General features: G+C 62.9%; 14 protein-coding genes. 9 read left to right on the forward strand and 5 right to left on the reverse strand.

All coding sequences use genetic code 11. The features are described 5' to 3' along the window. Nucleotides 1-13 precede the first annotated feature (13 nt). The 5 genes from mfd to BKA04_RS09970 all read left to right on the forward strand — a co-directional run bounded on the left by mfd (nucleotide 14) and on the right by BKA04_RS09970 (nucleotide 5,756). A complete protein-coding gene (mfd, locus tag BKA04_RS09950; RefSeq protein WP_104096269.1) occupies nucleotides 14-3,718 on the forward strand; it encodes a transcription-repair coupling factor in 3,705 nt (1,234 codons plus the stop codon). Nucleotides 3,719-3,773: 55 nt separating this feature from the next. Next, a complete protein-coding gene (locus tag BKA04_RS09955) occupies nucleotides 3,774-3,980 on the forward strand; it encodes a hypothetical protein (RefSeq protein WP_104096270.1) in 207 nt (68 codons plus the stop codon). A 131-nt stretch (nucleotides 3,981-4,111) separates the two neighbouring features. Further along, nucleotides 4,112-4,540, forward strand: a complete 429-nt coding sequence (locus BKA04_RS09960) for a hypothetical protein (RefSeq protein ID WP_104096271.1) — start codon at nucleotides 4,112-4,114, stop codon at nucleotides 4,538-4,540. Beyond that, a complete protein-coding gene (locus BKA04_RS09965; RefSeq protein WP_104096272.1) occupies nucleotides 4,534-4,782 on the forward strand; it encodes a helix-turn-helix transcriptional regulator in 249 nt (82 codons plus the stop codon). The genes BKA04_RS09960 and BKA04_RS09965 overlap by 7 nt, the downstream gene beginning before the upstream one ends. Further along, nucleotides 4,779-5,756: an NAD(P)-dependent alcohol dehydrogenase gene (locus BKA04_RS09970; RefSeq protein ID WP_104096273.1), complete on the forward strand. Its 978-nt coding sequence runs from the start codon at nucleotides 4,779-4,781 to the stop codon at nucleotides 5,754-5,756. Before BKA04_RS09965 ends, BKA04_RS09970 begins: the two co-directional genes overlap by 4 nt. A 6-nt stretch (nucleotides 5,757-5,762) precedes the next feature. Here BKA04_RS09970 and BKA04_RS09975 read toward each other — a convergent pair whose 3' ends face one another. From BKA04_RS09975 to BKA04_RS09990, 4 genes are all read right to left on the reverse strand, one after another. After that, nucleotides 5,763-6,116 carry a hypothetical protein gene (locus BKA04_RS09975; RefSeq protein ID WP_232842028.1) on the reverse strand — a complete coding sequence of 118 codons (354 nt, stop codon included), beginning with the start codon at nucleotides 6,114-6,116 and terminating at the stop codon, nucleotides 5,763-5,765. After that, entirely contained in the window at nucleotides 6,116-6,409 is a 294-nt protein-coding gene (locus BKA04_RS09980) for a hypothetical protein (RefSeq protein WP_104096274.1), read from the reverse strand. The genes BKA04_RS09975 and BKA04_RS09980 overlap by 1 nt, the downstream gene beginning before the upstream one ends. Continuing rightward, nucleotides 6,406-6,648 (reverse strand): hypothetical protein, encoded by a 243-nt coding sequence (locus BKA04_RS09985; protein WP_104096275.1) that lies wholly within the window; start codon nucleotides 6,646-6,648, stop codon nucleotides 6,406-6,408. The genes BKA04_RS09980 and BKA04_RS09985 overlap by 4 nt, the downstream gene beginning before the upstream one ends. Before the next feature lie 126 nt (nucleotides 6,649-6,774). Then, nucleotides 6,775-8,841, reverse strand: coding sequence for a nuclease-related domain-containing DEAD/DEAH box helicase (locus BKA04_RS09990; protein ID WP_104096276.1), 2,067 nt, complete (start codon nucleotides 8,839-8,841; stop codon nucleotides 6,775-6,777). A 118-nt stretch (nucleotides 8,842-8,959) separates the two neighbouring features. Here BKA04_RS09990 and BKA04_RS09995 point away from each other — a divergent pair, with 118 nt between their 5' ends. Continuing rightward, on the forward strand, nucleotides 8,960-9,442 hold the full coding sequence (locus BKA04_RS09995) for an 8-oxo-dGTP diphosphatase (RefSeq protein WP_167309726.1): 483 nt from the start codon (nucleotides 8,960-8,962) through the stop codon (nucleotides 9,440-9,442). On the opposite strand, the gene BKA04_RS10000 is transcribed toward BKA04_RS09995, so the two are convergent. Then, nucleotides 9,439-10,311: a YDG/SRA domain-containing protein gene (locus tag BKA04_RS10000; RefSeq protein ID WP_104096278.1), complete on the reverse strand. Its 873-nt coding sequence runs from the start codon at nucleotides 10,309-10,311 to the stop codon at nucleotides 9,439-9,441. The two genes, BKA04_RS09995 and BKA04_RS10000, sit on opposite strands and share 4 nt — an antisense overlap. 446 nt (nucleotides 10,312-10,757) lie before the next feature. On the opposite strand from BKA04_RS10000, the gene BKA04_RS10005 reads away from it, so the two are divergent. The 3 genes from BKA04_RS10005 to BKA04_RS10015 are packed head-to-tail and all read left to right on the forward strand — an operon-like array spanning nucleotide 10,758 to nucleotide 14,684. Further along, entirely contained in the window at nucleotides 10,758-12,302 is a 1,545-nt protein-coding gene (locus BKA04_RS10005; RefSeq protein ID WP_134542288.1) for an ATP-binding protein, read from the forward strand. Then, nucleotides 12,299-13,279, forward strand: a complete 981-nt coding sequence (locus tag BKA04_RS10010; RefSeq protein ID WP_134542289.1) for a hypothetical protein — start codon at nucleotides 12,299-12,301, stop codon at nucleotides 13,277-13,279. Before BKA04_RS10005 ends, BKA04_RS10010 begins: the two co-directional genes overlap by 4 nt. Then, nucleotides 13,266-14,684 (forward strand): DNA-methyltransferase, encoded by a 1,419-nt coding sequence (locus BKA04_RS10015; RefSeq protein ID WP_104096281.1) that lies wholly within the window; start codon nucleotides 13,266-13,268, stop codon nucleotides 14,682-14,684. The genes BKA04_RS10010 and BKA04_RS10015 overlap by 14 nt, the downstream gene beginning before the upstream one ends. Nucleotides 14,685-14,715: the final 31 nt, after the last annotated feature.

A 14,715-nucleotide genomic window follows, 5' to 3' on the forward strand; every position in this document is an offset into this window, starting at 1 on the left:
GTAGACTTGTCCGGTGATACTCGAGGGCTTAAGTGCCAGGCTTCTGCACGCCCGCGCGTTCTCCGAGGCCGCGCGAAACGCCCGCAACAGCACTGACTTCTCCCTCGTCGACGGCCTGCGCGCGCCTCTGCTCGCCACTCTCCTCGACGCCCGCACCGGCCCGCAGGCGCTCTTCGCGATCGTCGCCACCGGGCGCGACTCCGAGTCCCTGCGCGATGCCCTCGCCGCCGTCGTCCCGGATGCCGAGATCCTCGAGTTCCCGGCCTGGGAGACCCTCCCGCACGAGCGCCTGAGCCCGAGCGCGGAGACGGTCGGCAAGCGCATCCGGGCCCTGCGGCGGCTGCACGAGTGGCAGGCGGAACAGGCACAGGATGTCGGATCCGCGCAGGGCGCAACGTCGCCCGGTGATCCGCTGCGCGTGCGCACCGGGCATCCGATCATCGTGGTGGCGAGCGTGCGCGCCGCACTCCAGCCGCTTGCCCCCGGCCTCGCCGCGCTCGAGCCGATCACGCTCACGGTCGGCGGCCGAGGCTACAACCTGGCCGAACTCTCCGAACAACTCGTCGCCCTCGCCTACACCCGCGTCGACATGGTCACCCGGCGCGGCGAGTTCGCGGTGCGCGGCGGCATCCTCGACGTGTTCGCGCCGACCGACGAGCATCCGGCGCGGGCCGACTTCTTCGGCGACGAGCTGGAGCAGCTGCGGCCGTTCTCGGTCGCCGACCAGCGCTCCCTCGACGAAGAACTCGTCTCGATCGAGCTGCAGCCGAGCCGCGAGCTACTCCTCACGGATGCCGTGCGTCAGCGTGCGGCCGAGATGCAGCACGAGTTCCCGAGCCTCAGCACCCTGCTCGCGAAGGTCGCCGAGGGCATCCCGGTCGACGGCATGGAGTCGCTCGCGCCGGCGCTCGTCGACCGGCTCGTGCCGGTGACCGACTACCTGCCGCCGGATGCCGCGGTCGCCGTGATCTCGCCCGAGCGCGTCGCGAGCCGGGCCGTGAGCCTGGGGGAGACGAACCGCGAGTTCCTGGCGGCGGCGTGGAATGCGGCGACGGCGGGGGCGGAGGCGCCCATCGACCTGGATGCCGGGGACTTCCTGTCGATGAGCGAGCTGCGGACCGCGGCCGGCCGGCGCACCTGGTGGACGCTGAGCAGTTTCGACAGCGGCGCCGATCTGCCCGACCCAACGCCCGACCCGACACCCGAGACGGGCGTCGGCGCTGGGGGAGCGCGAAAGCCAGAAATGGCTTTCGCTTCGAGCTCCACCGCGCGCATCGACGCAGCTCCCGCCCCCAACTTCGCCGGCAACCCCGACGGCGCCGTCGACCACATCGCAGCCCTCCTCAAGGACGACTGGACCGTCGTCATCACCGCCCAGGGCGCCGGCCTCGTCGAGCGGGCGGCATCCGTGCTCGCCGAGCACAACCTCGCCGGCCGCATCGTCGACGCGTTCCCCGCGGACGCCGAACCCGGCGTCGCCTACCTGCTCAAGGCATCCGTGGAGGCCGGCTTCGAACTGGCCGAGACGAAGCTCGCCCTGTTCAGCGAGTCCGAGTTCTACGGTCGCTCCGCCGGCTACGATTCGCGCCAGGTGAAGAAGCTCGCGAGCCGGCGCCGTAACGTCGTCGACCCGCTGCAGCTCAAGGCCGGCGATTTCGTCGTGCACCAGACGCACGGCATCGGCAAGTTCGTCGAGCTCGTGCAGCGCGAGGTGAGCACGGGGGGCCGGAATCCGGTCAAGAACTCCCGCGAGTACCTGCTCATCGAGTACGCCCCGAGCAAGCGCGGCTACCCCGGTGACAAGCTCTACGTGCCGACCGACCAGCTCGACCTGCTCACCCGCTACGTCGGCGGGGAGGCGCCCGCGCTCAGCAAGATGGGCGGCAGCGACTGGTCCGCGGCCAAGGGCAGGGCGCGCCGTGCCGTGCGGGACATCGCGGTCGAGCTCGTCAAGCTCTACAGCGCCCGGATGGCGAGCCGCGGTCACGCGTTCGGTCCCGACACGCCCTGGCAGCGCGAGCTCGAGGAGGCGTTCCCGTTCGTCGAGACGCCCGATCAGTTGACGACGATCGATGAGGTCAAAGCCGACATGGAGCGCGCCATCCCCATGGACCGGCTCCTCTCCGGCGATGTCGGTTACGGCAAGACCGAGGTCGCGGTGCGGGCGGCGTTCAAGGCGATCCAGGACGGCAAGCAGGTTGCGATGCTCGTGCCGACGACGCTGCTCGTGCGGCAGCACCTGGAGACCTTCTCCGAGCGCTTCGCCGGTTTCCCCATCCACCTGCGGGCGCTCAGCCGGTTCCAGACCGACAAGGAGGCGAAGGAGACGATCGCCGGCCTCGCGGATGGCACGGTCGACCTCGTGATCGGCACGCACCGCCTGCTCACCAACGACATCCGGTTCAAGGATCTGGGTCTCGCCATCATCGACGAGGAGCAGCGCTTCGGCGTGGAGCACAAGGATGCGCTCAAGAAGCTCAAGACGAACGTCGACGTGCTCGCGATGAGCGCGACGCCCATCCCGCGCACGCTCGAGATGGCGGTGACCGGCATCCGCGAGATGTCGACGCTGGCGACGCCGCCGGAGGACCGGCATCCGATTCTCACCTTCGTCGGGCCGTACAGTGACAAGCAGGTGGCGGCGGCGATCCGGCGCGAACTGCTGCGCGAGGGTCAGGTGTTCTTCGTGCACAACCGGGTCAAGAGCATCAACCGGGTTGCCTCGCAGCTCGCCGAACTCGTGCCGGAAGCGCGCATCGCGGTCGCGCACGGGCAACTGCCGGAGGGCGTGCTCGAGCAGGTCATGGTCGACTTCTGGGAGCGCAAGTTCGACGTGCTCGTTTCGACGACGATCATCGAGACCGGCATCGACATCACGAACGCGAACACGCTCATCATCGACCGGGCGGACAAGTACGGGTTGAGCCAGCTGCACCAGATCCGCGGGCGGGTCGGGCGCGGGCGGGAGCGCGCGTACGCATACTTCCTGTACGACGAGAACAAGCCGCTCAGCGAGACCGCCCACGACCGGCTCGCGACGATCGCGGCGAACAACGAGCTCGGCGGCGGCATGCAGATCGCGCTGAAGGATCTCGAGATCCGGGGTGCGGGAAACCTGCTCGGCGGGGAGCAGTCCGGGCACATCGCCGGCGTCGGCTTCGACCTGTATCTGCGGATGATCGGCGAGGCGGTGAACGACTTCCGCGGCGAGGTCGCCGAGGGCCAGACCGAGTTGCGGCTGGAGCTGCCGGTGGATGCGCACATCCCGGAGGAGTACGTGGAGAGCGAGCGGCTGCGGCTCGAGGCGTACCAGAAGCTGTCGGCGGCGAGCGGGCCGGCCGCCGCTCCGGATGCGCTGGATGCGGTGCTCGAGGAGCTGGCCGACCGCTACGGCCCGCCGCCCGAGCAGGTGCAGAACCTGATCGCCGTGTCGCGGCTCAGGCGGATGGCGCAGAAGGCCGGCCTGTCGGAGCTCGTGAACGCCGCCGGCAAGGTGCGCCTGGTCGGACCGGAGCTGCCCGACTCGATCCAGGCGCGGCTGCAGCGGATGTATCCGGGATCGCGGTATCTCGCCGCGACACGCACGGTCATGCTGCCGTTGCCCGAGGCTGTGCCTTCTGAAACGCTCGATGACGCTGCGCTCATCGAATGGGCGACGACGCTGCTCGGGGCGATCTACCCTGCGCCTGCAGTCGCGCCCGCTCCGCTGGTTGAGTAGTCGCCGCAATAGACACCCGCTGGCCAACCCCGAGCCTTCTCACTAGGGTGACGGCATGAACCCAAATATTCCCGACAACTTCGCCGCCCTCGCGGGCCTCGGAATCGTCTTCGTCGTCATCTACCTCGTGGTGTCCGCCCTGCTCATCCTGCTCGCGATCTGGATCCAGTACTCGATCATCTGGCGTGCGGTGCGCCGCGGCATGCGCGAGTTCCACTACGGCGGCAAGGATGCGCCGCAGGCAATTCCGCCTGTCCAGTAGCTCTCTGACTCGCGCGGCCGGTGCTTCTGACTCGCCGGCCGCGCGTTGGCGTTCGCGTGTCAGAGCTATTTGACATCAAGTAAAAGATTCTTTACAGTGGCCATGTCAATAATCTTGTACAAGGAGTTCACATGGCATCCGAAGAACGCAACGCCTGGCAGTTCGGGGTCCTCGCGATCGTGGCCTACACGGTCTACGTCGCGGTCATCCTGGGTCGCGCCGTGGGCGCACCCCTCGTCGAGGTCGAGTTCGCCTGGCCGATGATCTGGACGATCCTCGGCTCGATCGTGGCATCCATCGTCCTCGCGATCATCCTGGGCATCCTCTTCCCGCGCACCGTCCAGAAGCCGGATGTCCGCGACAAGCAGATCGGCCGGTTCGGCGACCACGTGGGCCAGGGCTTCGTCATCGCGGGCGCGGTCGCGGCGATGCTCATGGCGATCGCCGATTGGGACCGCTTCTGGATCGCGAACGTCATCTATCTCGGTTTCGTGCTCTCGGCGGTGCTCTCGTCGGTCGCGAAGATCGTGGCGTACCGCAAGGGGTTCCAGCCGTGGTGAAGCCCACGATGGTGACCAACGACATCCGGGCCTTGCGGTTCGCGCACGGCGAGATGACGCAGGCCGAGCTGGCCGACCGGGTCGGGATGACGCGACAGACGATCATCGCGATCGAGCAGGGGCGGTACTCGCCGTCGCTCGAGGTCGCATTCCAGATCGCGGCGGTCTTCGGGGTGCCGCTCGATGAGGTTTTTCAGTATCCGGATGCCGACGCGGCTCCGCAGGGAAAGGCAGGCAAGTGAAGGCGATCATGCAGGATGCGTACGGCTCGGCCGATGTGCTCGAGCTGCGCGAGGTGGAGCGGCCGGTGCCGGCGGCGGATGAGGTGCTCATCCGGGTGAAGGCGGCCGGCGTCAACATGGCCGACTGGCATTCGATGACGGGGGAGCCGACGTTCGCCCGGCTGTTCCTCGGCGTCGGCGGCCCGAAGGAGAAGACGCGAGGGTCGGATGTGGCGGGCGTCGTCGAGGAGGTCGGCTCGGCTGTGACGCGATTCCGCGTGGGCGATGAGGTCTTCGGTTCGGCGCGCGGATCCTTCGCCGAGTTCGCGGTGACGCGCGAGCGGCGGGTGGTGCCGAAGCCGGAGAGCGTGCCGTTCGTGCAGGCGGCCGCGGTGTCGATGACGGGGTACACGGCCCTGCAGGCGCTGCGCGCTGCGGGCGTGGTCGAGGGTGTGGAGGCCGGCATCCGGGTGCTGGTGGTCGGCGCCGGGGGTGGGGTCGGCTCGTTCGCGGTGCAGCTCGCGAAGCATGTCGGGGCGCACGTCACGGGCGTGTGCAGCACGGGCAAGGTCGAGCTCGTGCGTTCGCTCGGTGCGGATGCGGTCATCGACTACACGGCCGAGCCGGTGACGGGGGAGTTCGACGTCGTGATCGACATCGCGGGCGGGCGGTCGCTGCGAGAGTCGCGCAGGCTGCTCACGCCGAAGGGCACTCTCGTCATCGTCGGCGGCGAGGGCGGCGGCAGGGTGTTCGGTCTGGCCGGCCGCAGCTTCGGGGCGCCGTTCCTGTCGATGTTCTCGAGCCAGAAGCTCGTCGGCCTGTTCGCGACCGAATCCGCGGATGACCTGGCCGCCCTGGCCGAGCTCCTCGCCTCCGGAGCGATCACCCCGGCCATCGACCGCACCTTCCCGCTCGCCGAGGCGCCGGATGCGATCCGGCACCTGGCGGCCGGCCGCGCGGCGGGCAAGGTGGTTGTGGCCGTGTCCGCTCCCTGAGTGTCCCTAGCGCCGGTCGGCGCCGCGCCCAAGCCGCGCTGATATGGAACGGTACACGGCAAGGTCCGCGCGCTCGCCGACACCAACGGCTTCGATGCTGACCGCGTTCACCTCGTCCGGTTGGTATCGGTAGACCAGTCGGTAACGAGGCTTGTGTGTCCCATCCGTGTCGAAGTACATCTTGAAGCAGTCGCTGAGGTCTCCAGTGGCAACACGACTGTCGAGTCGAACACCCTGCACTGTCCCGTTTCGAACCTCTACGAGCAGCCCCAGCGCCATCTTTTGCAGCTCGGCGGTGGGAAGGGTCAGGAGATCACTCTCAAATCCTGGCAACGCCGTCAGTGCGAGCCGGGTTCTCATTACTCGAACGAGTCCAGGTCGACTCCGATCCGGGCGGCGATGTCAGACAGTGGGATGGCTGGGCCAGCAGCGATGCGCTCTCGGGCGGCGCGAGCGATGAGGATGTCCTCAACGAGCGGCAGGACTTCCTCGTAGAGCTCGAAGGGGATTACCGCAGCTTCCGGCTTACGGTGGGAGCCGAAGATCACCGGTTCGGCGGAAACACCTTCGGCGCGGAATCGCTTGAGCGCCTTGGGTAGTTCGTCACGGGCATCCCGGCTTGGCAGTACGGGTAACGGGGCAGTGAAGCTCATGACTCAAGCATATCATTCGCGCCACAAACATGTACACATTCATCTCCACATGTCACAACCTTGTGGATGCGGTTCTCGATCACGTCTGAGGCGTCACCGCCGACCTTCGTCAGGTGCTGGTTGCGCAGGTTCTCATCCAGGGCGAGGACCCAGGTGCCATGCCGTCCCTTGGCGCGAGGTTTGGCGAAGATCTTGGGCGCGAAGAGTTCGAACAGGTCGTAGCCGGCTTCGATGATCATGGAGCGAGGGTACCGACGTGAGAATCGGATGAGTCCGCGTTCGCCTGGATCTGGGGAAAGCGTGCAGCTCGGCGTGGTTGTGAGGGAGAGGAGGTTCTGACCGCGCAACGACACGAGAACAACCAGTTAAGCGACTCCCACCCACAACCCGTCTCGCGCACGTGTCATCGCGACGTACAGTTCGCGCCGATCGAGTTCGCTGCGTTCACTGTCGCTGGTGACATCGTCGGCGGGCAGTGCTTGCAACAAACGTGATGGAGTCCGAACCACGAGCACCTGCTTGAACTCGAGTCCCTTCGCGCGTTTGATTGTCCCGATCTTGACGGCATCGGTTGGCGTGCCGTCGTAGTTCAGGAGGTCGACCCATTTGATTCCAGCGTTGGTCAGCCGGGCGCAGACATCCGTGACCGCGTACTTGGTGTGGGTCAGGATGCCGATGTCTCCCGGCCGCGTGCCGGAGGAGATAAGGCCCTTCACGTGTTCCACCAGAGAACTGTCGTGTCGCGCTCGTGACGGGAAGCGATCGACGACAGGGGCTGGGCCGTGCCGCATGACCTCGACCGGCTTGTCTCCCTGAGCGGCCGCTCCTTCGATGTCGTAGAACTCATCGCCTTCGACAAGTTGAGAGGCGAATTGCAGGATCTCAGCGGTGTTGCGGTAGTTCCGCGAGAGCACGACGCCTCGCCCCGCGATGGAAACGTTCGCTTCGGCGAGACTGTATCCGCCGGGGTAGATGGTTTGCTGACCGTCGCCGACCAGGTTGAGGCCGTCGGGTTCGTCCCCAACGATGGAGTGCAGCATCCGGATCATCGCGCAGGTCATATCCTGGGCCTCATCCACGATGACGGCGCTGTAGCCTTCGAGCGGCTTCTTCTTGAGGCTCTGTTCCGCGAGAAGGATGATGTCGGCGAAGTCGGTGATGCCTTGGGCGCGGAGTGCGGCATCGTAGGCGGTGTAGAGGCTCCACACCGCGATGCGGTTCTCCGCCGTGAGCCCGCGGCGGCGGCCCACCCGGGGGAGCATGGCGTACTGCTCGAAGTGCGTGAGGCCCCTGCCCTTGATGACGCTCAGCACCTCATCTTTCCAATAGGTGATGTCGCCATCGATTCGAGCGAGGGGATTCGCTTGACCCATACCCTTCCAGGCGCGGGTGAAGGCCTGATCCGCCTTTTCCGGTGCGAGTCGATGGGGGACCCCGCGAGCTTTGAGAAGGTCGAGAGCGAATCCAAAGATCCCCGTGAATTCGACTCTGTCGGCAATCCCGGGACTCATCCGTTGCATCAATGCGGAGAGGACGTTCGGCAGGGTGCGAACGTATGTGGTCACCAGGATCTTTCCGGGGCGGGTGCGGGCAATGTAGGCGGCGCGGTGAAGCGCAACCACGGTCTTGCCGGTGCCAGCAGCCCCGCGGATGCGCGACGGGCCGTTGAAGGAGCGTCGCGCGAGCCGCGCCTGATCGGGGTGCAGGTAGGACATCCACTCTTCGATGGGCTTGGCGAGGATGTTCGCCCACAGTGCGCCCTCGATTTCTTCGATGCTAATGAGCGCGTCCTGCTGTGTGATGGGGACGACCGGCGCCGGGAGGGTGAGTTCGGTCGGCTGGTCCCGCATAGCGTAGATCGGGAAGAGCTCTTCGACGGCGGCCAGTGCCCGTGCAACTGTGTCGGGCTCGAGTCGATCGCCGGGACTGATCAGGTGGGTGAGCGCCGCATCGCCCCCGACGACGTCCACCCCGTTGATGCGGGCCTTCAGTTCTCGTCGATTGGTGAACACGGCGACCACGTGGACTTCGCCGGGGGCAACGCCGACATCCGCGAGCACTTCCTCGGTCAACGTGCCCAGGCTCGCGATGTCGTCGAGGCGATCGGTGACATCGTCCTGTCCCTGGAAGATGCGTCCGGATTCGATCGTGACATCCGCCCATGATTTGGCGTCGACGATGTAGATCCCGCTGGGACCGACGAGCACGAAGTCGACCTGGGCTTTCCGTGAGTTCGGCCACTTCCGGTCCGCGAGGATCGTGTAGCCTCGCTCGGCGAGCGGCTCCAAGAGCCGGCCGAGCCACTTTTCGGATGCGGCAGCGGCGGCATAGTTGCTCGCCATCTGCCGCGCGGTGCGCGCGACGTAGTCGGCTTGTTCGGCCTGGGCTCGATACTTGGCGGCCTCGCTATCAGCGGAGTGTCCTGCCCTCACGTTGATCCCCCGACCCCCGCGGCCCCGGCTGGCCGCACTCTTCCCAGTGTGACTGAGTGAGCGACACTCTGCTATGGCCCTTTCGGGGGCATTCCGCGGTGGCGGCTACGCTCGCATCATGGCTCTTCCGGAGGTGTGCGTCTGCTATCTCGTGCGGGAGACCGCGCGCGGGCCGGAGGTGTTGCTCGGCCGGAAGAAAACCGGTCTCGGAAGAGGCAAGCTGGTCGGGCCGGGCGGGAAGCTCGAGGCCGACGAGTCGCCGACGGATGCCGTGGTGCGCGAGGTCGCCGAGGAAGTCGGCGTAGTCATCGACACCGATGCCCTCGAGCTCATCGGCGAGTTGACCTACCCATTTCCGCATGCGCCAAAGTGGAGCCAGAAGTCGTGGGCGTTCCTCTGCCGAGCCTGGGAAGGTAATCCAACAGAGTCAGAAGAACTTCGCCCCGAGTGGTACCCCATGAGCGCGCTGCCACTGGATCAAATGTGGGACGACGCCAAGTACTGGCTTCCGACTGCGCTCGCCGGTGACCGCGTTGTGGCCACCTTTTCCTTCGGTCGGGATGGCTCGACTGTCGAAAGCTCGGACTGGGAGGCTGTCTAAGCGGCTGTCCACTGCATCCGGTGATAGCGCACATTCGCCACATCGAGAACGTGGTCTTTTCGGAAGGACAGTTCGGCAATCACCTGGTCGCTCGTCGGACGCGCGACCGTGAAGTCATCCAAGATGACCATGCCCCCGATGTCGAGCTGCGTGTGGTGGTTTGGGCACAGGCAGAGGAGGTTGTTCATCGCATCCGCGCCGAGGTGGGGCCGACCCAGTGGTTTCACGTGGGCGCCCTCGGAGTAGTAGCGGTTGCCCGTGCCGGGGATTGCTGTCTGACAGATCTGGCAGTGGTGGTCATAGAGGAGCTTGATGCTGCGGGAAAGTGCGGTGTCACGGATGCGGCGTGAGACGACGCTCGTCGCGAAGGCGGGGTCGGGGACTGGATCCTCGGTGGTCCAGAGTTTTGCTTGTTCGGGGACGCGTTCTAACTTGAAGCGCACGACTTTATGACCGTCTTGACCAGTGACGGTGTCCCAGTCAGTTACAAGAAACAGTCCTGCGTACTGATAGCCCGTTGGTGGTGCATAGGGGTTCGATGGATGCGCGCCGCGAACAACGCGAACGGGAAGCCCCTCCACCATGCTGGTTATCAGTCCCGCATTCCCCGGCGCATCGACGGACTGATCATGGGTTTGTCGAGTTGCGCCGGGTTCGCGACCACCATGGCCCGTGTAGAAAAGGTAGTCCCCGAAATCAACGTCGTCTGTGTAGCCACCGGACACGACAATCGAATCGGCACCCTCTTGCCGTGTGCCAGAAATGCCCGCCTGGAGAGGCCGATGCACGTGAGCGTCATGAAGTTCGCGACGATCAATGAACAGATCGCCAACCTTCACTCCGTCGGGAGTGCCAAAGAATCTAGGCACGGTGCCTCCGAAGACCAGGATAGCGTCCTGGCTAGACGTCTAATATATAGGCGAACTGGCTCATGGTCACCGTCGGTTGGGGGATCATCCACTGCAACCTTCTCGGAGCCATATGTCACAGGTCCCTGAGATCCTTCTTGCCAAGAAGATCTGGTGCGGGCACATGTTTCCTGTCCTCGGCCCCGCCAGTTCCATACGACTCGGGATCGTTCGAGTGCAGAAATCGCGGCCGAACGGCCGATCCCCCCTCGATCGAGCCGACTGTATAGCGATTCGATCCAAGGAATCGCGATGGATCCACTTTGCTTTTGGATGCGAGTAGCTCAGCGCCACGTCCCAACATATTCGACGACTCCTCGGCGACGTTTCTCGTTCGGGTTGCCAGTATCCTAAACAAATCGTTGGTCGCGCGATCCTACGATGCGTTGTCCTACTGGGAGGTCGCCGTGGTTGAGGCAAAACTTGTCGCCAAACCAAACAAATTCGAGGGCGAGATCACCGTGTCATCGATGATTATCGACCAGTTATCAAGCGGCTTGTACGAGAACCCCGCCGCATGTCTCAAGGAACTTGTCAACAACTCTTTTGATGCCGATGCCACACGCGTCACCATGTCGGTCCGCCCCGATGCTGACCTAATCATCATTGAGGATGACGGTACAGGCTTTTCGGCAAATGATTTCAAACGTCATTTCGCGCGTATCGCCCGGTCGTATAAGAGAGAAGACGCGGACACCACGCCGTCCGGGCGGCCGAAGATCGGAAAGATCGGAATCGGATTTATCGCCGCGAATGAGATTTGTGAGCGGTTGGAGATCATATCCACTGTGGCGGGGAGCACCCAACTCATGAGTGTGACTCTCGACTTCGACAAAATGAGACTAAACGCTCAAGATCGAGCTAGAGAGAATGACGCCATTGCAAAGGGCGATTACTACGGGGAATTATCGGAAGACGCGGAGCTGTCGGATCATTTCACTCGCATCTACCTTCGCGACGTTCGGGAAACAACCCGCGATGTGCTGGACGGTGCCCGGCGCGGAAAAGGTTCGAGCAGCCTGTATGGACTCTCAGAGGAGTCGGTTCGCGATCGCTTAGCAAGACCATCGCTGACCAGCTGGTCAGAGTTCGATCTCTACTCGCAGACGGTTCTCGAGATTGCGCTCAACGTCCCCGTTGGGTACCACCAAGGCTGGGCCGCTGCCGGCTCAAACCCAACGATGCGCAAAATCCAGAGCGACGTCGACGCATTGAATTTCGAATTGGTTATCGACGGGACACCGCAAAAGAAGCCCACGGTCTTTCGCCCCGACGATGGTCGTATTCTCACTCGCGAGATAAGACTTGAGGGCGACGGTGTAAGTGCTCGAGGGTACCTATTCGCGTATGACCACAAGCTGCATCCGACAGACATCAACGGCCTTCTCGTCCGTATCCGAAATGCGGCAGTGGGAAAATACGACAGTACATACCTCGAATACCCCGGTTGGCAGGCTGCCCTGTTTCAGGACTGGGTGAGCGGAGAGGTCTATGTCGACGATCGTCTGGAAGATGCACTCAATATCGACCGTCGTACGTTTCGTACCACCCACCCCGCATATGTCGAACTGCAACGAATGCTCCACGAGGAGCTTCGATCATTCTTTGCAGAGGCCCGACGGGTGCTGTATGGCAAACGAAGTGAAGAAAAGAAGCTTGAGCGCGCTATCAAAGAGGCAACCGAGGTATCTTCTATCTCCAGCAGGTTGGGCAACACTCCAAGCCCGCCGCCAAGATCGACTCCCGAGATTCCACCTCTCGATACGGCGAAGCTGAGTCCTTCTCTGGTACCCAATCAAACGCTGGATTCTGCTGAAATCCGCAAGCTCACGGCGACCTACCGACCGTCTGAAGTAATCGCTCTTGTTGAGGCGGCGGCTACTAAAGTCGGCCTCACTCGAGCGCAGATTTCGTCGTTGGTTTCTGAGGTCGTTGAAAGTATGGGGCTTTGAGCCCGAGCGTGACTGCTGCGATGCGCAAAGAGCGACCCGCGAAGTCGACAATCCGAGCGAGATGGTTACAGATCATCAAGGAATATGAAAAACACTGGTCTTCGGATGAAGTTCTCTACACCACTTTGTGCGGTGCCGAAGCTTTGGACATCCGAATGATGGTGGCGGATGGACTAATCAAAGCCACAGAGGTCGGCGGAATCGCGGACAGCGATAAAGGGAAAGTTGTGGCCGTGGAGGCAGGACTCGATGCGTTGCTACAGCTGCGTCAATCGATTCCCGGACTCCGAGTCATTGATCAAAGAATTGACTACATTGTGGGCGGCGCTAGTGACCCAAACAAGTTTCCTGAGAAGAAGAAACGGGACGCAGCGCGTGCACGGGTTATCAACCTAGACTTTAACGGCCCTTTGAAACTTGACCATGACGCGCAGAATGGCTTTAAACATCCTGATTTGGAGACTGTCCGAAAACTCGCCGCGCTGCACGGCAAACCGGAAGTCCGGGCTCCGTGGTGTTTGTTGCTCACCTTTCAGTCGGAGATCACCTGGAGCGTGTCGACCCAGCAAGAAGTGTTCCGCTATCTCTCTGCTAACGCCAGCGAACATCATGGTTTTGGTAGACAACTCAAAGCTTTCTACGGCGACGAACTGTTCGATTTGATTACTGGCGATCAGTCGTTCGATATTTCTACGCACACGCGTCAATCGCAGCAGCTGCTATTGAGTGCTTTCGTTGCGAAGCGAGTCGCTCTTCTCGCGAGTACCTCCGGGTGGAAGGTCACGACGAGGGCAAACTGGCGTTATGGGGGAGAGGATTTGACAGCACCAATGTGCACGTGGATTTTTGACTTTAGTTGGGACCCCCGAGGGGACAGTAATTCGCATGCGGTCTACCAGGACTCGTTGAGTGACGTTCTCAGTGCCACAGCCGTGGTCAACTCCGGTGGGACGGTGATCTCGGATGCCTTCGCGTGATAACGAAAACCACAGCGGCGAGGCCACAAGGCTTTCGGGTCCGTCAGCGTCCCCCATTGCTGAAAGTCACGAAACCTGGACTGTGCATCAAGGGGACGCACGCAACACCGACGCATTCTTGGCGAAAATCGCGCAATCCACGAAAGGGGTGTCCGAACCGTTCTTGACGACCTCCATCACTTCGCCACCTTATGCGAACGTCGTTGACTATGGTGTCCCAGGGCAGATCGGCTTCTCGCAGAGCTACGACGACTATCTCGAGGAATGCCACCTGATCTTTGCCTCGCTCTACAAATGGACAAATGATGACGGCTCGATGTGGCTCGTTGCTGACTCGGTGACGCAGTCGCCCGGCCCAGGTCGGCCTAGTCGACTCCGACCTTTGCCGTTTGATCTTGGTCGTATGGCCGAAAGCGCCGGCTGGACGCTTCGTGACGTGATTGTATGGCGCAAAGATCGAACAAGGCCCTGGTCGAACCGTGGCAGGCTTCGAAATGGGTTTGAATATGTTCTCTACTTTGTGAAGTCGGACAAGTACAAATATCGCATCGATCGACTACGAGACTTCAGCGGGCTTAAGTCGTGGTGGGTTCGATACCCAGAACGCCACAACCCCTGGGGCCTGGCACCGGACAACGTGTGGGAAATCCCCATTCCCCTCCAAGGAAGCTGGGCGACCACGCAACTACGCCATGCCTGCCCGTTCCCGTCTGCCCTGGTCGAGCGCATCCTGCTATTGTCCACGGACGAAGGTGACGTGGTTTTTGATCCCTTTGCTGGAAGTGGGATGGTTGCGGCCGTTAGTGAGGCGTCAAAGCGGCTGGCGCTTGGTATAGAGCTCAACCCTACGTTCGTGAAGGCGTACCAGCAGCACATCCGCCCAGAGACACTGATCGACCGGGAGGTGGGTACCCCTGAGATTGCCACGATTACCACGGAACTGCTCCTTTCGCTCCGTGTGCTCAAATTTCCTCGAGAACTGCTACGTCAAATTCTCAGAGGTGGTATCCGTAGAAATGAGATAGCCGGGGTGGTGGTCTCAGCCGCCCCCTTTGACCTCACTCCGAGATCGTCTAGCTACGCATCGATTAGCTGTGAGTTATGGCTAGCGGATTCCGTAAGCGAAGTAAGAGGCGAAGAGATTCTTCGATTGGCAGAACTTGTTAGCGCGGTGCCGCCGCTCTCCAAATTCACCTTGGACTGCATCGTGAAAGTCACGTCGCTCGCGGATGGTTCTGCTCGCCACGCCGACGAGGTTTTTTCGGTCTATCGCAAGGGCAGGACTTGGTCCGAGTTCGACCGGCATGGCGGCGAGTGGGTTCCGTACTTGGAGAAGTTCTCAGCTGATTCGCTTCCACCAATTCTCTCCGCCTTGACTGTGCAACAAGCGCTAGAGATTGAATAGCGGTAGGACCAGCGTATTTCGGCCTGGCGAG

The sequence above is a fragment of the Terrimesophilobacter mesophilus genome (assembly GCF_014200375.1).
GTDB lineage: Bacteria > Actinomycetota > Actinomycetes > Actinomycetales > Microbacteriaceae > Terrimesophilobacter > Terrimesophilobacter mesophilus.

Bases quoted from the DNA above. Each gene is read 5' to 3' on its own strand.
- BKA04_RS09955 (WP_104096270.1), top strand. From the start codon at position 3,774: ATGAACCCAAATATTCCCGACAACTTCGCCGCCCTCGCGGGCCTCGGA.
- BKA04_RS09960 (WP_104096271.1), top strand. From the start codon at position 4,112: ATGGCATCCGAAGAACGCAACGCCTGGCAGTTCGGGGTCCTCGCGATC.
- BKA04_RS09975 (WP_232842028.1), bottom strand. From the start codon at position 6,116: ATGAGAACCCGGCTCGCACTGACGGCGTTGCCAGGATTTGAGAGTGAT.
- BKA04_RS09980 (WP_104096274.1), bottom strand. From the start codon at position 6,409: ATGAGCTTCACTGCCCCGTTACCCGTACTGCCAAGCCGGGATGCCCGT.
- BKA04_RS09985 (WP_104096275.1), bottom strand. From the start codon at position 6,648: ATGATCATCGAAGCCGGCTACGACCTGTTCGAACTCTTCGCGCCCAAG.
- BKA04_RS09995 (WP_167309726.1), top strand. From the start codon at position 8,960: ATGGCTCTTCCGGAGGTGTGCGTCTGCTATCTCGTGCGGGAGACCGCG.
- BKA04_RS10015 (WP_104096281.1), top strand. From the start codon at position 13,266: ATGCCTTCGCGTGATAACGAAAACCACAGCGGCGAGGCCACAAGGCTT.